Genomic DNA, 15,558 nt, shown 5'->3' on the forward strand with positions numbered 1-15,558 from the left:
TCCTTGTACATGTTTGGATTCATCTCTAACCTTTCAAGCTCTGAGCAAAACCTGACCTCCATGAAGGGTATGATGGACTCCATCCGTAATCCATTCGAGCTTTTGTATTGGACGCCCCCCGTTCCCAGCCTTCTCTGCCCATTTGCAAAGGAGGTCTAGGAGCTCCCAAGATTTCAGAAAAAACAGGCACCCAATCTATTCCTCGCGCAGGTTCATTGTCCACAATATTAACTGGACCAGAAGGCCAATTCAGAGCAAACACCGCCGCGTTAGCTGCATCCTCCACATGAAGGAATGACGTAACTGCTTCTGTTGCAGTCAGTCTCCCTTGTCGAATTTCTTCTGTCATTAATCCCGCAGCATCATACCAAGTCCCTTGGCCGTACAACATTCCGTACCGCAAAATCACATGATTAGGAATTTCTGCAACTGCCTTTTCAAGTGAGCGGATACCCTCAATGGTTCTCATCCGGGATTCAGAAGCATTAGTATCTAATGGAGTATTCTCCGTGGCAGGTCCCTCACCAGCTTCATAAGCCCAAGAGATACTTTGGGCAATAATCTGTTTAACCCCGGTTGCCAGTGAAGCATCGACAATATTTCGTGTTCCTTCTATTCTTATCCTTGAATTATCTGCAAAATTCCGCTGACTTAATGAAGTCAGCTGATGAAATACCACTTCAGGTTGGGCTGCTTGAATAGCCGCAAATATAGACTCACGCTCATACACATCCGCGATTACCGCTTGTGCCCCTATGCTCTCAAGGATTCTTTTGTTTTCTTCTTTATGGGTCAGACCGATAACCTCATGACCCGCTTGTAGTAACTTAGGAAGCAATGACCGTCCAATCACACCTGCAGCACCTGCAACAAAGATTCTCATCTATTCCCTCCTTTTCGCTGTACTGTATCTTATGGCATTGCTAGAGATAAAGCATAATTTGAATGATTATCCATATGATACCACATATGCAAAAAAGACTGCTCCTCACAGCTTATTGCTAAGAGGTGCAGTCTTTGATTTGTTTCATTTTATAAAGTGTTTCATCCAAAAATAGCAGCTTGTCTTTTATAAAGATCTTCCAATACTAAGCAAGCCATTGCTTCAACAACCGGCACGATTCTCGGACAGATACATGGATCATGTCTGCCCTCCGTTTTAATCTCTACTTCTTCACCATTCGTGTTTATGGTCTGTTGAGTAACAGAAATCGAGGATGTAGGCTTTACACTTATTCGAAAAATAATCTCTTCTCCTGTGCTGATTCCGCCTATAATCCCACCGGAATGGTTACTAAGAAATCCATTCTTATTCATCGCGTCATTATGTTCACTTCCAAGCATAAAGGCCGCTTCGAATCCAGCTCCAAACTCTATTCCTTTTACAGCACCAATAGATAACATCGCTTTAGCTAACTCTGCATCCAATTTATCAAATACGGGTTCCCCAAGACCCGGAATAACCCCTCTAATCCGACACTCCACGATACCTCCGCAGCTGTCTCCAATCGAAGCTAAGTGTTCAATTTTTTTAATCATTTCAGCTCCAGCCTTAGCATCACAGGCGCGGACTGCATTTTGTTCAATAACATCTTCATCAAAGGTTTGACACTTAATCCCTCCGACCTCTTGCGTGTAGGCCAGTACCTCAACCCCTCTTCTTTCGAGCAGTTTCCGAGCGATCGCTCCGCCAGCTACTCTTGCCGCTGTTTCCCTGCCTGATGCCCGTCCACTGCCTCTATGATCGCGAATTCCGTATTTCTGCAAAAAAGTATAATCCGCATGGCCGGGTCTAAATGAATGCTGAATATCGTTATAGGCCTCCGGTTTCATATCTTTGTTGTACAGAACTACAAAGAGTGGAGTTCCGGTTGTTTTCCCTTCGAATATTCCTGATTGTATTTGCACCACATCATATTCCTTACGCGGTGAAGTTACAGAGGACTGGCCTGGTTTCCTTCTATCCATCTGTTTCTGAATATATGCTTCATCAATTTCAACATTAGGTGTAACTCCATCCACTATGACCCCAACCGCTGCACCATGTGACTCTCCAAAGGTAGTAATCTTGAATACTTCTCCAAATGTGTTACCTGCCATAATATTCAAACCTCCATTGCCGACTCTTTTATTATTTATATATCCAAATTATAATAAGATTGTTGCAATTAATGAAATCACATTTTCAATAGACTGTCATAGAGGTGATCTATATCAAATTCTTTAACCTTGAATGGTATCGCATTTTTTTATATACGGCTCGTTACAAAAATCTAACTAAAGCTGCAAATGAATTGCATATTACACAGCCATCCGTAAGTTATGCCATTAAACAAATGGAGGATTCTTTAGGTCTCAAATTATTTCATCGTTTATCTAAAGGTGTAGAGCTAACTGAGGAAGGACTGGCGTTATTGGAATATGTTGAGCCCTCTTTAGTCATGCTGGATTCTGCACAAAAGCATCTTCACAATCTAAAGCAGTTAAACGAGGGAGAAGTTCGGATTGGAGCGAGTGATTCCCTTATAAAAAATCTTTTGCTTCCGCAATTGAACGCATTCCACAAACAATATCCCGGCATACGAATTCGGCTATCACACGGAAAAACGCATGAGATCACCAAACGTTTGAAAGAAGGCGAAATAGACTGTGCGCTCGTCCATATGCCTATTGACGATCCACAATTAAGTATTCAGACGCTTGCCACCCTTGAGGATTGTTTTGTAGTGGGACGAGCCTTTCAGCAACTGGCAAACCGTTCGCTTACGGCAAAAGAACTTGCAGAGTTACCTTTTATTTTATTATCCCCAGAAAGCAGCACCAGACTGTTTGTTGATCATTGGTTTGCTGGTAAGGGATTGTCCGTTAAACCAGATATAGAGCTGGGCAGCATCGATTTACTCTCTGAATTTGCAAGACTTGGTTACGGGGTAGCCTTTATTAGCCGTTCTTTTGTAATTGAGGAGATTCAAAAAGGAGAACTTTTCGAGTTGCAATTAGATGATCCCCCTCCACCCCGGAATATAGGCTTCGCAATCCATCGCGATATGAGGTTATCCGTGGCAGCTGATTCTTTCGTCCGCATGCTTCGTATCCTTGATTAAGATCGTGCAAGGTAGCAGCATATAAGGACACTGCGGAACGAGGCATGTGCTTAGCAACCATAAGGGCGCTGCGGAACGGGGGGATTTCTTAGCAGCAAACCGTGGACGTATGCTCAGTAGGATAAGGACACAGAGACCGGGTGCACTTACGTAGCAATACAAGGACACAGTGGAACGATGCACGTATGTAATAGTAAAAGGACTCTAGGGAACGGTGCATGTACGTCAGCGGAACGATGCCCCTCCAACAAAGGTCACAGTGATCGGGTACGCATAGATAGCAGTACAAAGACAGCACGTGCGTAGTAGTATTAAGGACACTGCGTAACAGCATAAGGACACTGCGTAACGGGGCACGTTCAGAGTTGCAATCCGATGCGAATACTCTGTAGCATAAGGACACGTGACCGGGTGCGCTTACGTAGCAATACAAGGACAGCACGTGCGTAGCAGCATAAGGACACTCCGAAACGATCAAGTACGTAGTAGCAAAGGACACAGCGGACCTTAAACGCAATATTATCCGATATTTGGAGCCCTATCGGACCCCATTGCAGCTATTGGCATAAAAAACAGCAAATATGAGCCTCATTCTATAGAATAGCGTCCATGGAGTCCGAAATCCTGCTGCAAAGAGCAAAAATTAGCCAATAGCGTCATCTGGGTCCGTCCCCCTCAGAAGAAGATGAGCAAAGGGTGATTAAGGGAGGCGCGATGGACTAAAAATACAAAGGAGCGATTCTCCATTAATCGGAGAATCGCTCCTTGTAACCTTTTACCGCTTAAAAAGCAGGTTATGATAATGTTTATATTTTATCACGGTTGTAGACTTCAGCCGTCCGATCCGCTCTGTTAGCCATCGAATTTCCTAGTCTAGTGTCTTCGTTATAGACGCCTTCGTAACGCTGAGTATTCAGCGAACGGTTACCGCGGAACACATCATGTGCTTGATAGCCGCGTCCATTATCATCGACTAGTACAAGGATTTTGCCGCTTTCCACATAACCTTCGTACTCTTTAGCCTCATCCTCAGGAATACCGAGTCCGATCAAGCCGCCGACTAATCCACCTGCGCCTGCACCAACTGCTGCACCTGTAAGGGTTGCAACTATAGGCCCTGCCGCCAGAATCGGTCCAATCCCCGGAATCGCCAATGCTCCGATCCCTGCTAATAGTCCGGCAACGCCGCCAACTACACCACCTGTAGCAGCGCCTGTTGCTACTCCTTCTGGAGCTTTTGTGCCTGTATCCTCTGAGATGTTTCTAAGCTCATCACGATCACGTGTGATTACTGATATTTCATCATTATTAAATCCTTGATTGTGAAGTCCTTCAATTGCTCTGGTTGCTTCTTGTTCTGTGTCGAAAATACCTACGATTTTTTTAGTCACTTGAAGCCCTCCTTAGTAATTGTCTTCGCTAGTAATTACCCTTTAAACGGGAGACCAAACATCTAAGGAAAAATTTCAAGAGCATATGTAACCATAAATTATTTTACAGGACGTGTACGATTAGTCGGAATAGCCTGTAATGGGTCATCTGGCCAATAGTGCTTCGGGTACCGTCCCTTCAGATCTTTTTTGACCTCAAAATAGGTCCCCCGCCAAAAACTTGCTAGATCAGAGGTTACCTGCACAGGTCGTCTAGCTGGTGACAAAAGATGCAGCAATACTGGCAATTTTCCCCCTCCAATTCGAGGTGTGTCCAGCTGTCCAAACATCTCTTGCAATCTTACTGCCAATACCGGGGCAGCAGGATTAGTATAATCTACAGGCACACGCGAGCCACTAGGAACAGATATATGTGTAGGTGCCTCCTTTTCCAGCATCTGCCGCTGATTCCAGTCTAACATCCCCTCAAGCGCTCGCGCTAACGGTACACGCTGAAGGTCGCGGAGGTTCCTCATACCTTGCAGATATGGCAAAAGCCATTCATCCAAAGTAGCAATTAAAGCAACATCTGATACATCCGGCCAATCTGAACGTAAGGTATGCATAAACATCAAACGTTCGCGAAGCTGTATGGTTCCCTTCTCCCACGGTAGGATTTCAATGCCATCTGTAGCAATGACACTTAATAGTACATTTGCCATTTCTTCCGCGGAGGGTCTTTCATGTGAAGTTTCTTTTAAGACCAACGCGCCGAGCATTGTGCGACGACGTTTCTTCACACTTCCACTTTCTTTATCCCAATACACATCCGCTTCCTCGGTGATGCGGTCTGCATGATAGGAAAGCAGTTGTCCTTCTTCTATCTCAGCTGCCAGCATAATTGCGCCCTGTGTAGCGCGATCATCGATCGAAGCAGCTACGATATAAGATGACCGGGCCAGCGGTTGCCCTTCCCGCATGGCCGCCCCCCGACCGGAGGAGAGCAGAAACGCGCCATCGCCGCGTTTCTGCCCGATCCGGTCGGGATAGGCGAACGACAGAAGCAGCCCGCAGCGGCTGATGTCGTTCACGTTCTCGCCCGGCGCGGCTTGCAGCTGCGCCAGGAAATGGCGGCTCTCGCGCTGCACAGCGCGCAGAGCCGCCGGGTCCGCTCCGCCGCTATCAGCGGAGCGCTCGAACCGGAGCAGCGCCTCAACGCGGAGCGTGAGGTCGCAATCTAGGGCCGCGGGACCCTTGAAAAGGTCCCGCTCTTGCAGCAGCGCCGCCAGCCGGCAGGCGAGCGGTGCTGTGCCAAGCTCTGCCGCGCGCAGCAGCATATGCGCGGCTCGCGGGTGCGCGCCAAGCGCGGCCATGCTGTGGCCGTGCGGCGTAATAGCGCCGCCGGCGTCCAGCGCGCCGAGCTGGCGCAGCAGCGCGGTGCCCTGCGCATAAGGCGCAGCGGGCGGCGCGTCAAGCCAAGATAGCGCGGCAGGATCGCGCACGCCCCACAGCGCCAGCTCCAAAGCGAGCTGCGCAAGGTCCGTCTGCATAATCTCCGGCACATTGTCATCCGGAAGTCGATTATGCTCCTCCTGACTCCACAGCCTGTAGCACACGCCAGGGGCTGTTCGTCCGGCACGTCCCCGCCGTTGATCCGCGGAGGCTTTCGATACCGGGACTGTCGTCAGACTTGGCATTCCTGTGCGTGGTGAGAATACCTGTGTACGACGCTGCCCTGTGTCAATTACCGTTCGCACGCCTTCAATCGTTAGACTTGTCTCAGCGATAGAAGTCGCGAGCACTACTTTTCGTTCACCTTGAACAGATGCAGCCACAGCTGCATCTTGGATATTTTGTGGCAGCTGGCCATATAAAGGGCGAATTACCGTCTGCTCTGCCAAGCTTCCATTTTCCAACTCACTTTGAGTTCTGCGTATTTCTCTTTCCCCCGGTAAAAAGACGAGAATATCTCCGGGTTGTTCAGCAAGCGCACGTCTCACAGCAGCTGCAGCAGTTTTTTCCAGTGGAAAATTCCCAGTAGTTGGCACATAGATTGTTTCTACAGGATAGGTTCTGCCCGGACAATTTACTACAGGCGCATCCCCTAGTAAAGCAGACACCCGCTCACTGTCCAAGGTAGCTGACATGATAAGAATCCTTAGATCCTCCCGCAGCACAGCCTGTGCTTCCAGTGTAAGGGCAAGTCCCAAATCCGCATGAAGACTGCGCTCATGGAACTCATCAAAAATAACTAAACCCACATCACCCAAAGAAGGATCGCTTTGCAGCATTCTCGTTAATACTCCTTCAGTGACTACAACAATCCGCGTATTTTTGCCTACTTTAGTGTCATTCCGCATCCGATAACCTACCGTCTGTCCAACACTTTCTCCAAGGCAGGATGCCATGTAAGTGGCGGCAGATCTAGCAGCAAGCCTTCTAGGCTCTAACATTAAAATGCTTTTACCCGCCATCCAAGGCTCGTCCAAAAACGCCGGAGGCGTTCCAGTTGTTTTGCCTGCACCCGGTTCAGCGATAAGTACAGCTGCCTGCGCAGTGTTAAGTATGTTTTTCAGGTCAGGAAGCACCTGTATAATCGGAAGCTGTTTCATTCTATCTCTCCATCGTCTATAATCATATGTTATAATTTTCCTTGAAGTTATCTTAGATCATTTTCATCATGTGTGAAAAAACCTTAAAGATCAAGACTTACCATTCATACCCTCTATAATATTAATAAGGAGACTTACTATGATATTCGTAACAAAAGCTACAATTTCAGATCTACCCATGCTCACCAAAATAGACAGCAAGATCATTGGCAATGAAAGCCGCAAATCGAAGATTGAAAAATATATCAAGCATGAGCAGTGTTACGTAGCATCGCATAATGGAACGCTTGTAGGATTTGCTTGCTGCGATACCACCTTTTTCGAATGCTGTTTTATTCAGCTGGTCATTGTGGATCCTGAGTTCAGACGCCTAGGCATAGCCAAAACACTCCTTAGCTACATCGAGGAACAATGCCCAACCCCCAAGCTTTTCACCTCCACCAATGAATCCAATACGATCATGCAGCAACTATGTCTTTCTCAAGGGTTTGTTAAAAGCGGAGTCATTGAGAATTTAGATGATGGCGATCCGGAATGGGTATATTTTAAACAAATTAGATGAGTATACATGTTTAGTTACACATAACAAGCAAAAAGGCAGCTCTTCTGTCTAAAACGACCAAGAGATGCCTTTTTATTTTACACTATTTATTCTGATGTCCAAATGACTGTAGGCATTTAGGCAGTAACGTAACCAGCGTTATTCCTCTTCCTTTATCATCTGTTCGTGTATTTGAGCACTGTATTGCATAAAAGCAGGGTTACTATCCAAGCCGCGCTCACGTAATAACTCCTGTAGACGCAGTCTTTTCATAGACAGTTTTGACCGCAAAGCCTTGCCCTCACTGGTTTCTGCACTTCCGCTATTATGACAAGCCGCTAGCAATCCTTCCAACGTAACACATTCAGCTCGCAGAGAGATTTCCTCAGGCACCAGTCCGGAGTTCTTCATGATTTTAAAAGACATCCGCAATTCTTCCGGCACACCCGATAAATCCTCGAGCTCCAGCGGCTTGCCATGCCCAGGTAAATCTCGAAATTCCCCGTTACGCATAGACTCCTGAATCCGCTGCTCAGCTAACCAAGACATCATCCCCATATACGCAGCCTCCTTCACCAATGCCACACTATTAACTACCCTGCCTAAGCAAAAGTAGATTTTACGGAATTGCGTTAATTTTAGCATAAAAGACTTAGGATTTGCATCAAGGTGCCGGAATGCTTTCTCAGATCTTTCCTATGCTGTTAACTATAGGGATGGCGAGCTATTTACTCAAATGCCCCTTGCCCTCCTCGCACAGTTGAATAGCTCAGACTCTGTAACTATCGTACACAATGCATATTCTAAGCCCATAACCGCAATGTCAGCATACACTGGCCACCGTGAAACGTTTGGACCCAGGAGCCCTTGCTTGTATACTACATCCTTTATTACACATTCATTACACATTCATTACATCTTCGTCGCATAGATCGTTCGGACTCAGCAGCCCTTATTTCACAAATTTAGTCCTTTTCGCTGTACTATCGGACTCAGTTGCACCTATTCGCTCAAACACACCCTACTTTTGTTCAAAAACGCGGCAATAAGCGCTATGCGGTCCGATATGTTCAAAATACAAACCAAAAACACCAAATAGCTGCAATACAGTCCGATCCATTAGCGAATCCAGGTCTCCGCAAACCGATCGAACCCAGTAGCTCTTGCTCATATACTACATCCTTTGTACCTTCATTACCTCTTCGTCGCCATAGATCATTCGGACCCAGCAGCCCTTATTTCGCTAATTTAGTCCTTTTCGCTGTACTATCGGACACAGTTGCAGCTATTCGCTCAAACACGCCCTACTTTTGTTCAAAATCACAGCAATAAGCGCTATGCGGTCCGATATGTTCAAAATACAAACCAAAAACACCAAATAGCTGCAATACAGTCCGATCCATTAGCGAATCCAGGCCTCCGCAAACCGATCGAAACCAGTAGCTCTTGCTCATATACTACATCCTTTGTACCTTCATTACCTCTTCGTCGCCATAGATCGTTCGGACCCAGCAGCCCTTATTTCACTAATTTAGTCCTTTTTACCCTGCTATCGGACACAGTTGCAGCTATTCGCTCAAACACACCCTACTTTTGTTCAAAATCGTAGCGATAAGAGCTATGCAGTCCGATAGTTCTAATAAACACACGAAAAACGCCAAATAGCTGCAATACAGTCCGCAACGCCAATGCATCCTCGCTACCATGTAACGTTCGGACTCAGATGACCTTATTTCACAAATTCAGGCTTATTCCCTCTGCTATCGGACTCAGTTGCACCTATTCGCTCAAATACGCCCTACTTTTGTTCAAAATCGCAGCAATAAGTGCTATGCGGTCCGATACTTCTAATAAACACACCAAAAACTCCAAATAGCTGCAATACAGTCCGCAACGCCGATGCATCCTCGCCACCATATAACGTTCGGACTCAGATGACTTTATTTCACAAATTCAGGCTTATTCCCTCTGCTATCGGACTCAGTTGCACCTATTCGCTCAAACACACCCTACTTTTGTTCAAAATCGTGGCAATAAGCGCTATGCGGTCCGATACTTCTAATAACACACCAAAAACACCAAATAGCTGCAGTACAGTCCGCAACGCCGATGCATCCTCGCTACCATATAACGTTCGGACTCAGATGACCTTATTTCACAAATTCAGGCTTATTCTCTCTGCTATCGGACTCAGTTGCACCTATTCGCTCAAATACGCCCTACTTTTGTTCAAAATCGCGGCAATAAGCGCTATGCGGTCCGATACTTCTAATAAACACACCAAAAACGCCAAATAGCTGCAATACAGTCCGCAACGCCGATGCATCCTCGCCACCATATAACGTTCGGACTCAGATGACCTTATTTCATTAATTCAGGCTTATTCTCTCTGCTATCGGGCTCAGTTGCACCTATTCGCTCAAACACGCCCTACTTTTGTTCAAAATCGCAGCAATAAGCGCTATGCAGTCCGATACTTCTAATAAACACACCAAAAACGCCAAATAGCTGCAATACAGTCCGCAACGCCGATGCATCCTCGCCACCGTAGATGCTACTGTTTACTCCCGCTATTCATCATTCACTTATCCCGCTATTCATCATTCACTTATCCCTCTCTTCACTCCCTTTTCACCGTCATGCACACTTATCTCCTACATCACTCCCTTTTCCCCGTCATGCGTACTTATCACCTTCATCACTCCATTTTCACCCTCATCACGCACTTATCCCTATCTTCAATCCCTTTTCCCCGCCAACACTATCTCCGCGCCGTACGCAAATCGAGCTCGTGGACTTGCCTATGACCTTATTTCTCCCGCTATTTTATTGCCCTCTATACCCTATAAGTTACGCTTCAGCCACACAGCCGGATCGTGCAATTAACACAGGCGATTGCTATACTCTTTCTAATGATCCTCAACTCAATAAAAAAAGGACTACCGCAGTAGTCCAAAGGAGAAATATAAATGTTAGCTAACATCCAAAAAGAAGATCAACATTATGTCGCTCGTTTCGAACGCCAGTTAAAGCATTCCGCAACTGAGATTTGGTCTTATTTGACCGAAAATGAGAAGCTTGCCTTATGGTTTTCAGAATTAAAAATCGAGGACCTGCGTGAAGGCGGACTTATAAAGTTTGATATGCAAAACGGAACGTTTGTGGATATGGAAATTACCGCGCTGCTGCATCAATCTATTTTTGAGTTTACTTGGGCTGAGGATCTTGTTCGTTTTGAGTTATACCCTAATTCAGAAGGCTGTTTACTCGTCTTGAACGAAACACTACAAACGCTTACCCCGCATACACCACGAGATCTCGCTGGCTGGCATGTTTGTCTAGAAGTGATCCAGCATCTTTTGGAAGGCACGACGCTGGAGTCACGGAAAGACGAATGGAATAAATGGTACGAGCAATACCGGGAAGCGATCTCGAAATTAGGATAACAAGGACTCCGCGCCGTCAATTACGATTTGAGCACCTGTAATATGGATAGATTCATCCGAAGCCAGAAAAGCAACGAGATCAGCGACATTATCCGGCTTGCCCGGTCCATCCGCCAAAGGTTGCGCTCCATCAGGGAATTCAATCGGAATGACGATTGCCTCAACATCCTCGCTCAATTCAGTGGTTTCATCTATATTCGTAGCAATAGCCCCAGGGCAGATAACATTCACACGAATCTTAAACTTAGCAAGCTCGAGAGCTGCCATTTTGGCAAAAGCCACCTGTCCAGCTTTGGTAGTGCTATAAGTAGACCACCCAAAGCTGGCAAATCTAGTGTTCCCATTAATGGAACTAGTAATAATAATACTGCCCTTCCCTTTATCTTTCAGATGAGGAATAGTATATTTCAGAGTCAAAAAAGTCCCCGTCAAGTTCACCGACATCGTACGCTCCCAGTCGCTCAAGCTTAGTTCTTCTATCGGGCCCACAGCGCCATTAATTCCCGCGTTAGCGAATACTACATCCACACCTCCGAATTGTTCCACCGTACAACGTACGGCTTCCTCCATCTTTTTCTCATCCGAAGTATCTACCTCTATGGCCAGCGCACAATCTTTTCGAAGCTTATTAAGCTTTTCTGCCAAGGAAGAGGTTCTTTCAAGATTTAAATCGAACAATGCTACATTTGCACCTTCCCGCGCCAGCTTAATAGCGGTAGCACGGCCAATTCCCGAGCCCGCTCCGGTTATAATCGCTGTTTTTCCAATAAATCTTTGTTTCTTAGATATGTTTGGGCTCATATGTAATCTCTCCTCTAATGTCTGTAAGATAAGTACTATGGATCAAGATTACCCAAATAAACCTGTAATGGAATCATCTCGTTCATAAATCTTCAGAATTTAGGCACGCCGCACAAAAAAATCTCCCCATTCAATAAGATGAGCGGAGAGTTTGTTTCGAATATTTAGAGTATTTAAAATATTTTGATTGTTTCGATGTTCGATGTTCGATGTTTCAATTATTTCAGTTCAGTTGTCCAGCTTGCGTACGTCCACTTTTACAGTCAGTGTTCCTGCTCCACCGCGATATACCCCTTTTACAGGTACTATATCTTTATAATCCCGTCCATGACCCAGCTTGATATAACGCCAGTTCACTTCAACATTATTCGTCGGATCAAAACCAAGCCAGCCCGTACCCGGAATATGGGTCTCCACCCAAGCATGTGAAGCCTGCTCGAAATTAGCATTGCTGCTCTGTAGATCACCGACAAAATGATATCCACTAACATATCTTGAAGGCAGACCTACACTGCGGCAGACAGCGATCATAAGATGAGCATAATCCTGACAGACCCCCCGCTTGAGCTTGAGGGCTTTTTTTACCGTTGTATTTACGCTTGTTGCCTCAGGATCATAGGTGAACTGTTCATAAATCGTCGAAGATAACTTCAGAATCCATTCATACATATCCTCAGCTTCACTAAAAGGGTACTGGGAAGCGAACTCCACTAATTCAGGAGTCACCTCGGTATAACGGGTCGGCAAAATAAACTCAATATAACGGTTCTGAAACTTTTCATCATTTAATAGTTTAACTTGCTCTTCAAGGCTGGTTCGCGGAAGATCGGTACCCTGGGCTTTATCCAGCGTTACTACAGTAGCTTTAGTATGAATGACCATTTCCGTATGTGGCTTATTAACCGAATAGGCATGCACCCGATTACCGAAGAAATCCTCATACGTTAATAGATTAGCTGCCGGAGATACTTCAACCTCATGGTGATAACAGGATTGCCGATAGTTGGTGCGTGGGGTAAGCCTGATTTCATTGACACTGTCCGTAACCGGCTCTGGATAACTGTATGTGGTGGTGTGATTGATTTGAATCTTCATACAGATACTCCTTCTCGCCGAAAAAAGGCGCCCTCCATCGTTTTGCCCAGTCTCTGGCAAGATATTACGAGTGATTGCAGCACATCTTCCACCAGTTCACCGGACATTTCCTCTTTCTCCATATAATCCAGCTCTGCCTTCAGCTTTCCTGCTTGACGGATGACCTTCTCATGACCTGAGCCTTTTTCTGAGGAATCTAATTCAAGTCTAGCTAAATGCTCTTCCAGCTGGTGAAAAGAAAAGCGGATCGAACGTGGAAATTTGGGATTTGCGATCAAAAAATCTAAAATGCTCTCCGGTGACATAGCATCTGCATAATAACGGCGAAACGCCTGATAACCACTTACCGATTTCAGCACAGCCTGTAACTGAATATAAATTGCATTAAGCTCTTTGAAACGGCAAGAGGCAATAACTGCCTGCAAAATACGCGTCGTATTCTCTGCACGTTCCAGAAAACGGCCGCTCTCTATAAAATGCCATTCATTTCCCCTAAGCATTACGGATTGTTCTGCTCCTAGAAACATAGCTGCACGTTCCTTCACTTGCTGGTAGAAATGATGTGGGCCACTCATAATATCAGCGACTGACCGCTCCCCAAGCCATAGATTAAAGCTGTTGACGATATCCCATAGCTCACTTGGAAGATGCTGACGCAGTGTGCGAAGATTATTTCTAGCATGATGTACGCAAGAGAATAATGAATTCGAATTGCCTAAATCGAGTGTAATAAAGGATAACACGTCCTGTTCAGAAAAGGTTTCGAACTGCTGCAAATATTCACTTCGAACTCCTAATGCATCGATAAGCCTCGACCATTTATGTCCTTCTTCCTGAAAATCCTCTTCCTGCTGGATATGATAATGTACATTGATTAGCCGCGCATGATTCTCTGCCCTTTCAATATATCGGCCGATCCAGAATAAAGCCTCCGCATTTCGATTCAGCATCTTTAGCCACTCCTTTATCCTCCAAATTGATGCTGCATATTTTTGATTCACAATCAAGGCTTACAAGATAATAGATCAAGCCATAACCCAAGTATCCTTTACGCCACCGCCTTGCGAGGAATTCACAACCAGTGAACCTTCTTTCATAGCCACTCGTGTTAATCCACCAGGTATGACATGTGGCTTCCGGTCTGCGCCCATTAATACAAAAGCCCGAAGATCGATATGCCGGGGTGCCATAGTGCCTCCCGACAATACGGGTGCTCTGGACAAGGACATAATTGGCTGTGCCACATAACGGTCCGGATCGGCAATAATTTTCATTCGGAACTCGGCTAATTCTTCTTTGGTCGCCTCACTTCCGATCAACATCCCATATCCTCCGGATAATGAGGTTTCTTTAACAACCATTTCGGATAGGTTCTCAAGAACATACAGGCGTTCATAGGGTCTGGACAACAAATACGTCGGCACATTACCAAGGATCGGCTCTTCATTCAGATAATAACGAATCATATCCGGTACATAGACATACATCGCTTTATCATCTGCAACACCGGTTCCCGGAGCATTAGCAATCGCTATGTTGCCTGCCCTATATGCATTCATAAGTCCTGCCACACCCAGTAAAGAATCAGGTTGAAAGGCCAGCGGATCAATGTAATCATCATCCAACCGACGATACAGCACATCCACGCGACGCAGTCCGTTCATTTCTTTCAAATATATTTTGTGATCCTTTGTTACCAAATCTCGTCCTTCGACCAAATGTATACCCATCTGCTGTGCCAAAAAAGCATGTTCATAATATGCAGAATTGTATTCTCCAGGCGTTAGGAGTGCTATAACCGGATCTGACCTTCTTGAAGGAGATAGACTACGAAGCACGGATAAGAAGCGATTTAAGCTATGATCTACATCTCGGATGGAGCTGGCAAAGGACAATTCAGGAAACAATTGATTCATAAGCGTTCTGCCTTTAAAAAGATAGGAAAAGCCGGAGGGTGTTCGCAGGTTGTCTTCAAGTACATAATAATGCCCATCGTGGTGGCGGATCAGATCGATTCCTGAGGTGGTGATATAAGCTCCACCGGGCACTCGCAGACCTGACATTTCTGGACGGAAATAACAGTTGGAAATAATCATACGCCTAGGGACGATGCCATCTTTAACAATGTATTGCTCATGGTAAATGTCATGAATGAATAAATTCAAAGCTGTGATACGCTGAATAATTCCAGCTTCTAGCCTCTCCCACTCATTCTTAGGGATAATACGTGGAATCATATCGAAGGGGATCGTTCGCTCCATAGGATGATCCTGAGCCGGGTTGTAAAGCGTAAAGGTAATTCCTTCTTCCATCATCCTACGCTGCATTAAATTTTGCTTCCCTTGCAGCTCTTCGGAGCTCATTCCGGAAAACATGCGATTCACATGTCTGTAGTGCGGCCGGACATTCCTCTTATCAGCATACATTTCATCGAAAAAATGCTGTAATGGATACGGAGACAGACCTGGCAGAGGATCTAATTTGGACATGAGCCCGACTCCTTTCGATAGATGTAATCTTTGTTAACAACTTATACTTTCATTTCAGAAAACATCCATGGAAATATTGGTTTATATTCTCATAATACGT

General features: G+C 45.6%; 14 protein-coding genes. 3 read left to right on the forward strand and 11 right to left on the reverse strand.

Annotation, left to right across the window (positions count from 1 at the left end):
• Window positions 1–25: 25 nt before the first annotated feature.
• Both MHH63_RS14565 and aroC read right to left on the reverse strand, forming a co-directional pair.
• Window positions 26–883, reverse strand: coding sequence for an NAD-dependent epimerase/dehydratase family protein (locus tag MHH63_RS14565; protein WP_341171710.1), 858 nt, complete (start codon window positions 881–883; stop codon window positions 26–28).
• Window positions 884–1,044: 161 nt separating this feature from the next.
• Window positions 1,045–2,100 carry a chorismate synthase gene (aroC, locus tag MHH63_RS14570; protein ID WP_341171711.1) on the reverse strand — a complete coding sequence of 352 codons (1,056 nt, stop codon included), beginning with the start codon at window positions 2,098–2,100 and terminating at the stop codon, window positions 1,045–1,047.
• 104 nt (window positions 2,101–2,204) lie between these two features.
• Here aroC and MHH63_RS14575 point away from each other — a divergent pair, with 104 nt between their 5' ends.
• Window positions 2,205–3,104: a LysR family transcriptional regulator gene (locus MHH63_RS14575; RefSeq protein ID WP_341171712.1), complete on the forward strand. Its 900-nt coding sequence runs from the start codon at window positions 2,205–2,207 to the stop codon at window positions 3,102–3,104.
• An 806-nt stretch (window positions 3,105–3,910) separates the two neighbouring features.
• Here MHH63_RS14575 and MHH63_RS14580 read toward each other — a convergent pair.
• Both MHH63_RS14580 and hrpB read right to left on the reverse strand, forming a co-directional pair.
• Complete coding sequence (locus tag MHH63_RS14580) at window positions 3,911–4,495, reverse strand: general stress protein (protein WP_076126136.1); 585 nt, start codon at window positions 4,493–4,495, stop codon at window positions 3,911–3,913.
• Window positions 4,496–4,593: 98 nt separating this feature from the next.
• Window positions 4,594–7,086 carry an ATP-dependent helicase HrpB gene (gene hrpB, locus MHH63_RS14585; protein ID WP_341171713.1) on the reverse strand — a complete coding sequence of 831 codons (2,493 nt, stop codon included), beginning with the start codon at window positions 7,084–7,086 and terminating at the stop codon, window positions 4,594–4,596.
• A gap of 139 nt (window positions 7,087–7,225) precedes the next feature.
• Between hrpB and MHH63_RS14590 the strand changes: the two genes are divergently transcribed.
• Window positions 7,226–7,648 carry a GNAT family N-acetyltransferase gene (locus tag MHH63_RS14590; RefSeq protein ID WP_341171714.1) on the forward strand — a complete coding sequence of 141 codons (423 nt, stop codon included), beginning with the start codon at window positions 7,226–7,228 and terminating at the stop codon, window positions 7,646–7,648.
• A gap of 138 nt (window positions 7,649–7,786) precedes the next feature.
• Here MHH63_RS14590 and MHH63_RS14595 read toward each other — a convergent pair whose 3' ends face one another.
• From MHH63_RS14595 to MHH63_RS14605, 3 genes are all read right to left on the reverse strand, one after another.
• Window positions 7,787–8,185: a DnaJ family domain-containing protein gene (locus MHH63_RS14595; protein WP_076218040.1), complete on the reverse strand. Its 399-nt coding sequence runs from the start codon at window positions 8,183–8,185 to the stop codon at window positions 7,787–7,789.
• Between the two features lie 463 nt (window positions 8,186–8,648).
• Window positions 8,649–8,798 carry a hypothetical protein gene (locus MHH63_RS14600; protein ID WP_175619945.1) on the reverse strand — a complete coding sequence of 50 codons (150 nt, stop codon included), beginning with the start codon at window positions 8,796–8,798 and terminating at the stop codon, window positions 8,649–8,651.
• A 133-nt stretch (window positions 8,799–8,931) separates the two neighbouring features.
• A complete protein-coding gene (locus MHH63_RS14605; protein WP_341171715.1) occupies window positions 8,932–9,081 on the reverse strand; it encodes a hypothetical protein in 150 nt (49 codons plus the stop codon).
• A gap of 1,515 nt (window positions 9,082–10,596) precedes the next feature.
• On the opposite strand from MHH63_RS14605, the gene MHH63_RS14610 reads away from it, so the two are divergent.
• The gene (locus tag MHH63_RS14610; protein ID WP_341171716.1) at window positions 10,597–11,073 is read left to right on the forward strand and encodes an SRPBCC family protein; all 477 of its coding nucleotides are present in this window, start codon (window positions 10,597–10,599) and stop codon (window positions 11,071–11,073) included.
• On the opposite strand, the gene MHH63_RS14615 is transcribed toward MHH63_RS14610, so the two are convergent.
• From MHH63_RS14615 to MHH63_RS14630, 4 genes are all read right to left on the reverse strand, one after another.
• On the reverse strand, window positions 11,065–11,874 hold the full coding sequence (locus tag MHH63_RS14615; RefSeq protein ID WP_341171717.1) for an SDR family oxidoreductase: 810 nt from the start codon (window positions 11,872–11,874) through the stop codon (window positions 11,065–11,067). The genes MHH63_RS14610 and MHH63_RS14615 overlap by 9 nt on opposite strands.
• A 228-nt stretch (window positions 11,875–12,102) precedes the next feature.
• Window positions 12,103–12,969, reverse strand: coding sequence for a transglutaminase family protein (locus tag MHH63_RS14620; RefSeq protein WP_076126126.1), 867 nt, complete (start codon window positions 12,967–12,969; stop codon window positions 12,103–12,105).
• Window positions 12,966–13,919, reverse strand: a complete 954-nt coding sequence (locus tag MHH63_RS14625) for an alpha-E domain-containing protein (RefSeq protein ID WP_076104260.1) — start codon at window positions 13,917–13,919, stop codon at window positions 12,966–12,968. Before MHH63_RS14625 ends, MHH63_RS14620 begins: the two co-directional genes overlap by 4 nt.
• Before the next feature lie 75 nt (window positions 13,920–13,994).
• Entirely contained in the window at window positions 13,995–15,458 is a 1,464-nt protein-coding gene (locus tag MHH63_RS14630; RefSeq protein WP_341171718.1) for a circularly permuted type 2 ATP-grasp protein, read from the reverse strand.
• Window positions 15,459–15,558 lie beyond the last annotated feature (100 nt).

Source organism: Paenibacillus sp. FSL H3-0310 (assembly GCF_038002785.1).
GTDB lineage: Bacteria > Bacillota > Bacilli > Paenibacillales > Paenibacillaceae > Paenibacillus_AQ > Paenibacillus_AQ odorifer.

What these genes read in the sequence shown, in the direction of transcription:
- MHH63_RS14565 (WP_341171710.1), bottom strand. Translation starts at nt 883, where the DNA reads ATGAGAATCTTTGTTGCAGGTGCTGCAGGTGTGATTGGACGGTCATTG.
- aroC (WP_341171711.1), bottom strand. Translation starts at nt 2,100, where the DNA reads ATGGCAGGTAACACATTTGGAGAAGTATTCAAGATTACTACCTTTGGA.
- hrpB (WP_341171713.1), bottom strand. Translation starts at nt 7,086, where the DNA reads ATGAAACAGCTTCCGATTATACAGGTGCTTCCTGACCTGAAAAACATA.
- MHH63_RS14590 (WP_341171714.1), top strand. Translation starts at nt 7,226, where the DNA reads ATGATATTCGTAACAAAAGCTACAATTTCAGATCTACCCATGCTCACC.
- MHH63_RS14595 (WP_076218040.1), bottom strand. Translation starts at nt 8,185, where the DNA reads ATGGGGATGATGTCTTGGTTAGCTGAGCAGCGGATTCAGGAGTCTATG.
- MHH63_RS14600 (WP_175619945.1), bottom strand. Translation starts at nt 8,798, where the DNA reads ATGAGCAAGAGCTACTGGGTTCGATCGGTTTGCGGAGACCTGGATTCG.
- MHH63_RS14605 (WP_341171715.1), bottom strand. Translation starts at nt 9,081, where the DNA reads ATGAGCAAGAGCTACTGGTTTCGATCGGTTTGCGGAGGCCTGGATTCG.
- MHH63_RS14610 (WP_341171716.1), top strand. Translation starts at nt 10,597, where the DNA reads ATGTTAGCTAACATCCAAAAAGAAGATCAACATTATGTCGCTCGTTTC.
- MHH63_RS14615 (WP_341171717.1), bottom strand. Translation starts at nt 11,874, where the DNA reads ATGAGCCCAAACATATCTAAGAAACAAAGATTTATTGGAAAAACAGCG.
- MHH63_RS14620 (WP_076126126.1), bottom strand. Translation starts at nt 12,969, where the DNA reads ATGAAGATTCAAATCAATCACACCACCACATACAGTTATCCAGAGCCG.
- MHH63_RS14625 (WP_076104260.1), bottom strand. Translation starts at nt 13,919, where the DNA reads ATGCTGAATCGAAATGCGGAGGCTTTATTCTGGATCGGCCGATATATT.
- MHH63_RS14630 (WP_341171718.1), bottom strand. Translation starts at nt 15,458, where the DNA reads ATGTCCAAATTAGATCCTCTGCCAGGTCTGTCTCCGTATCCATTACAG.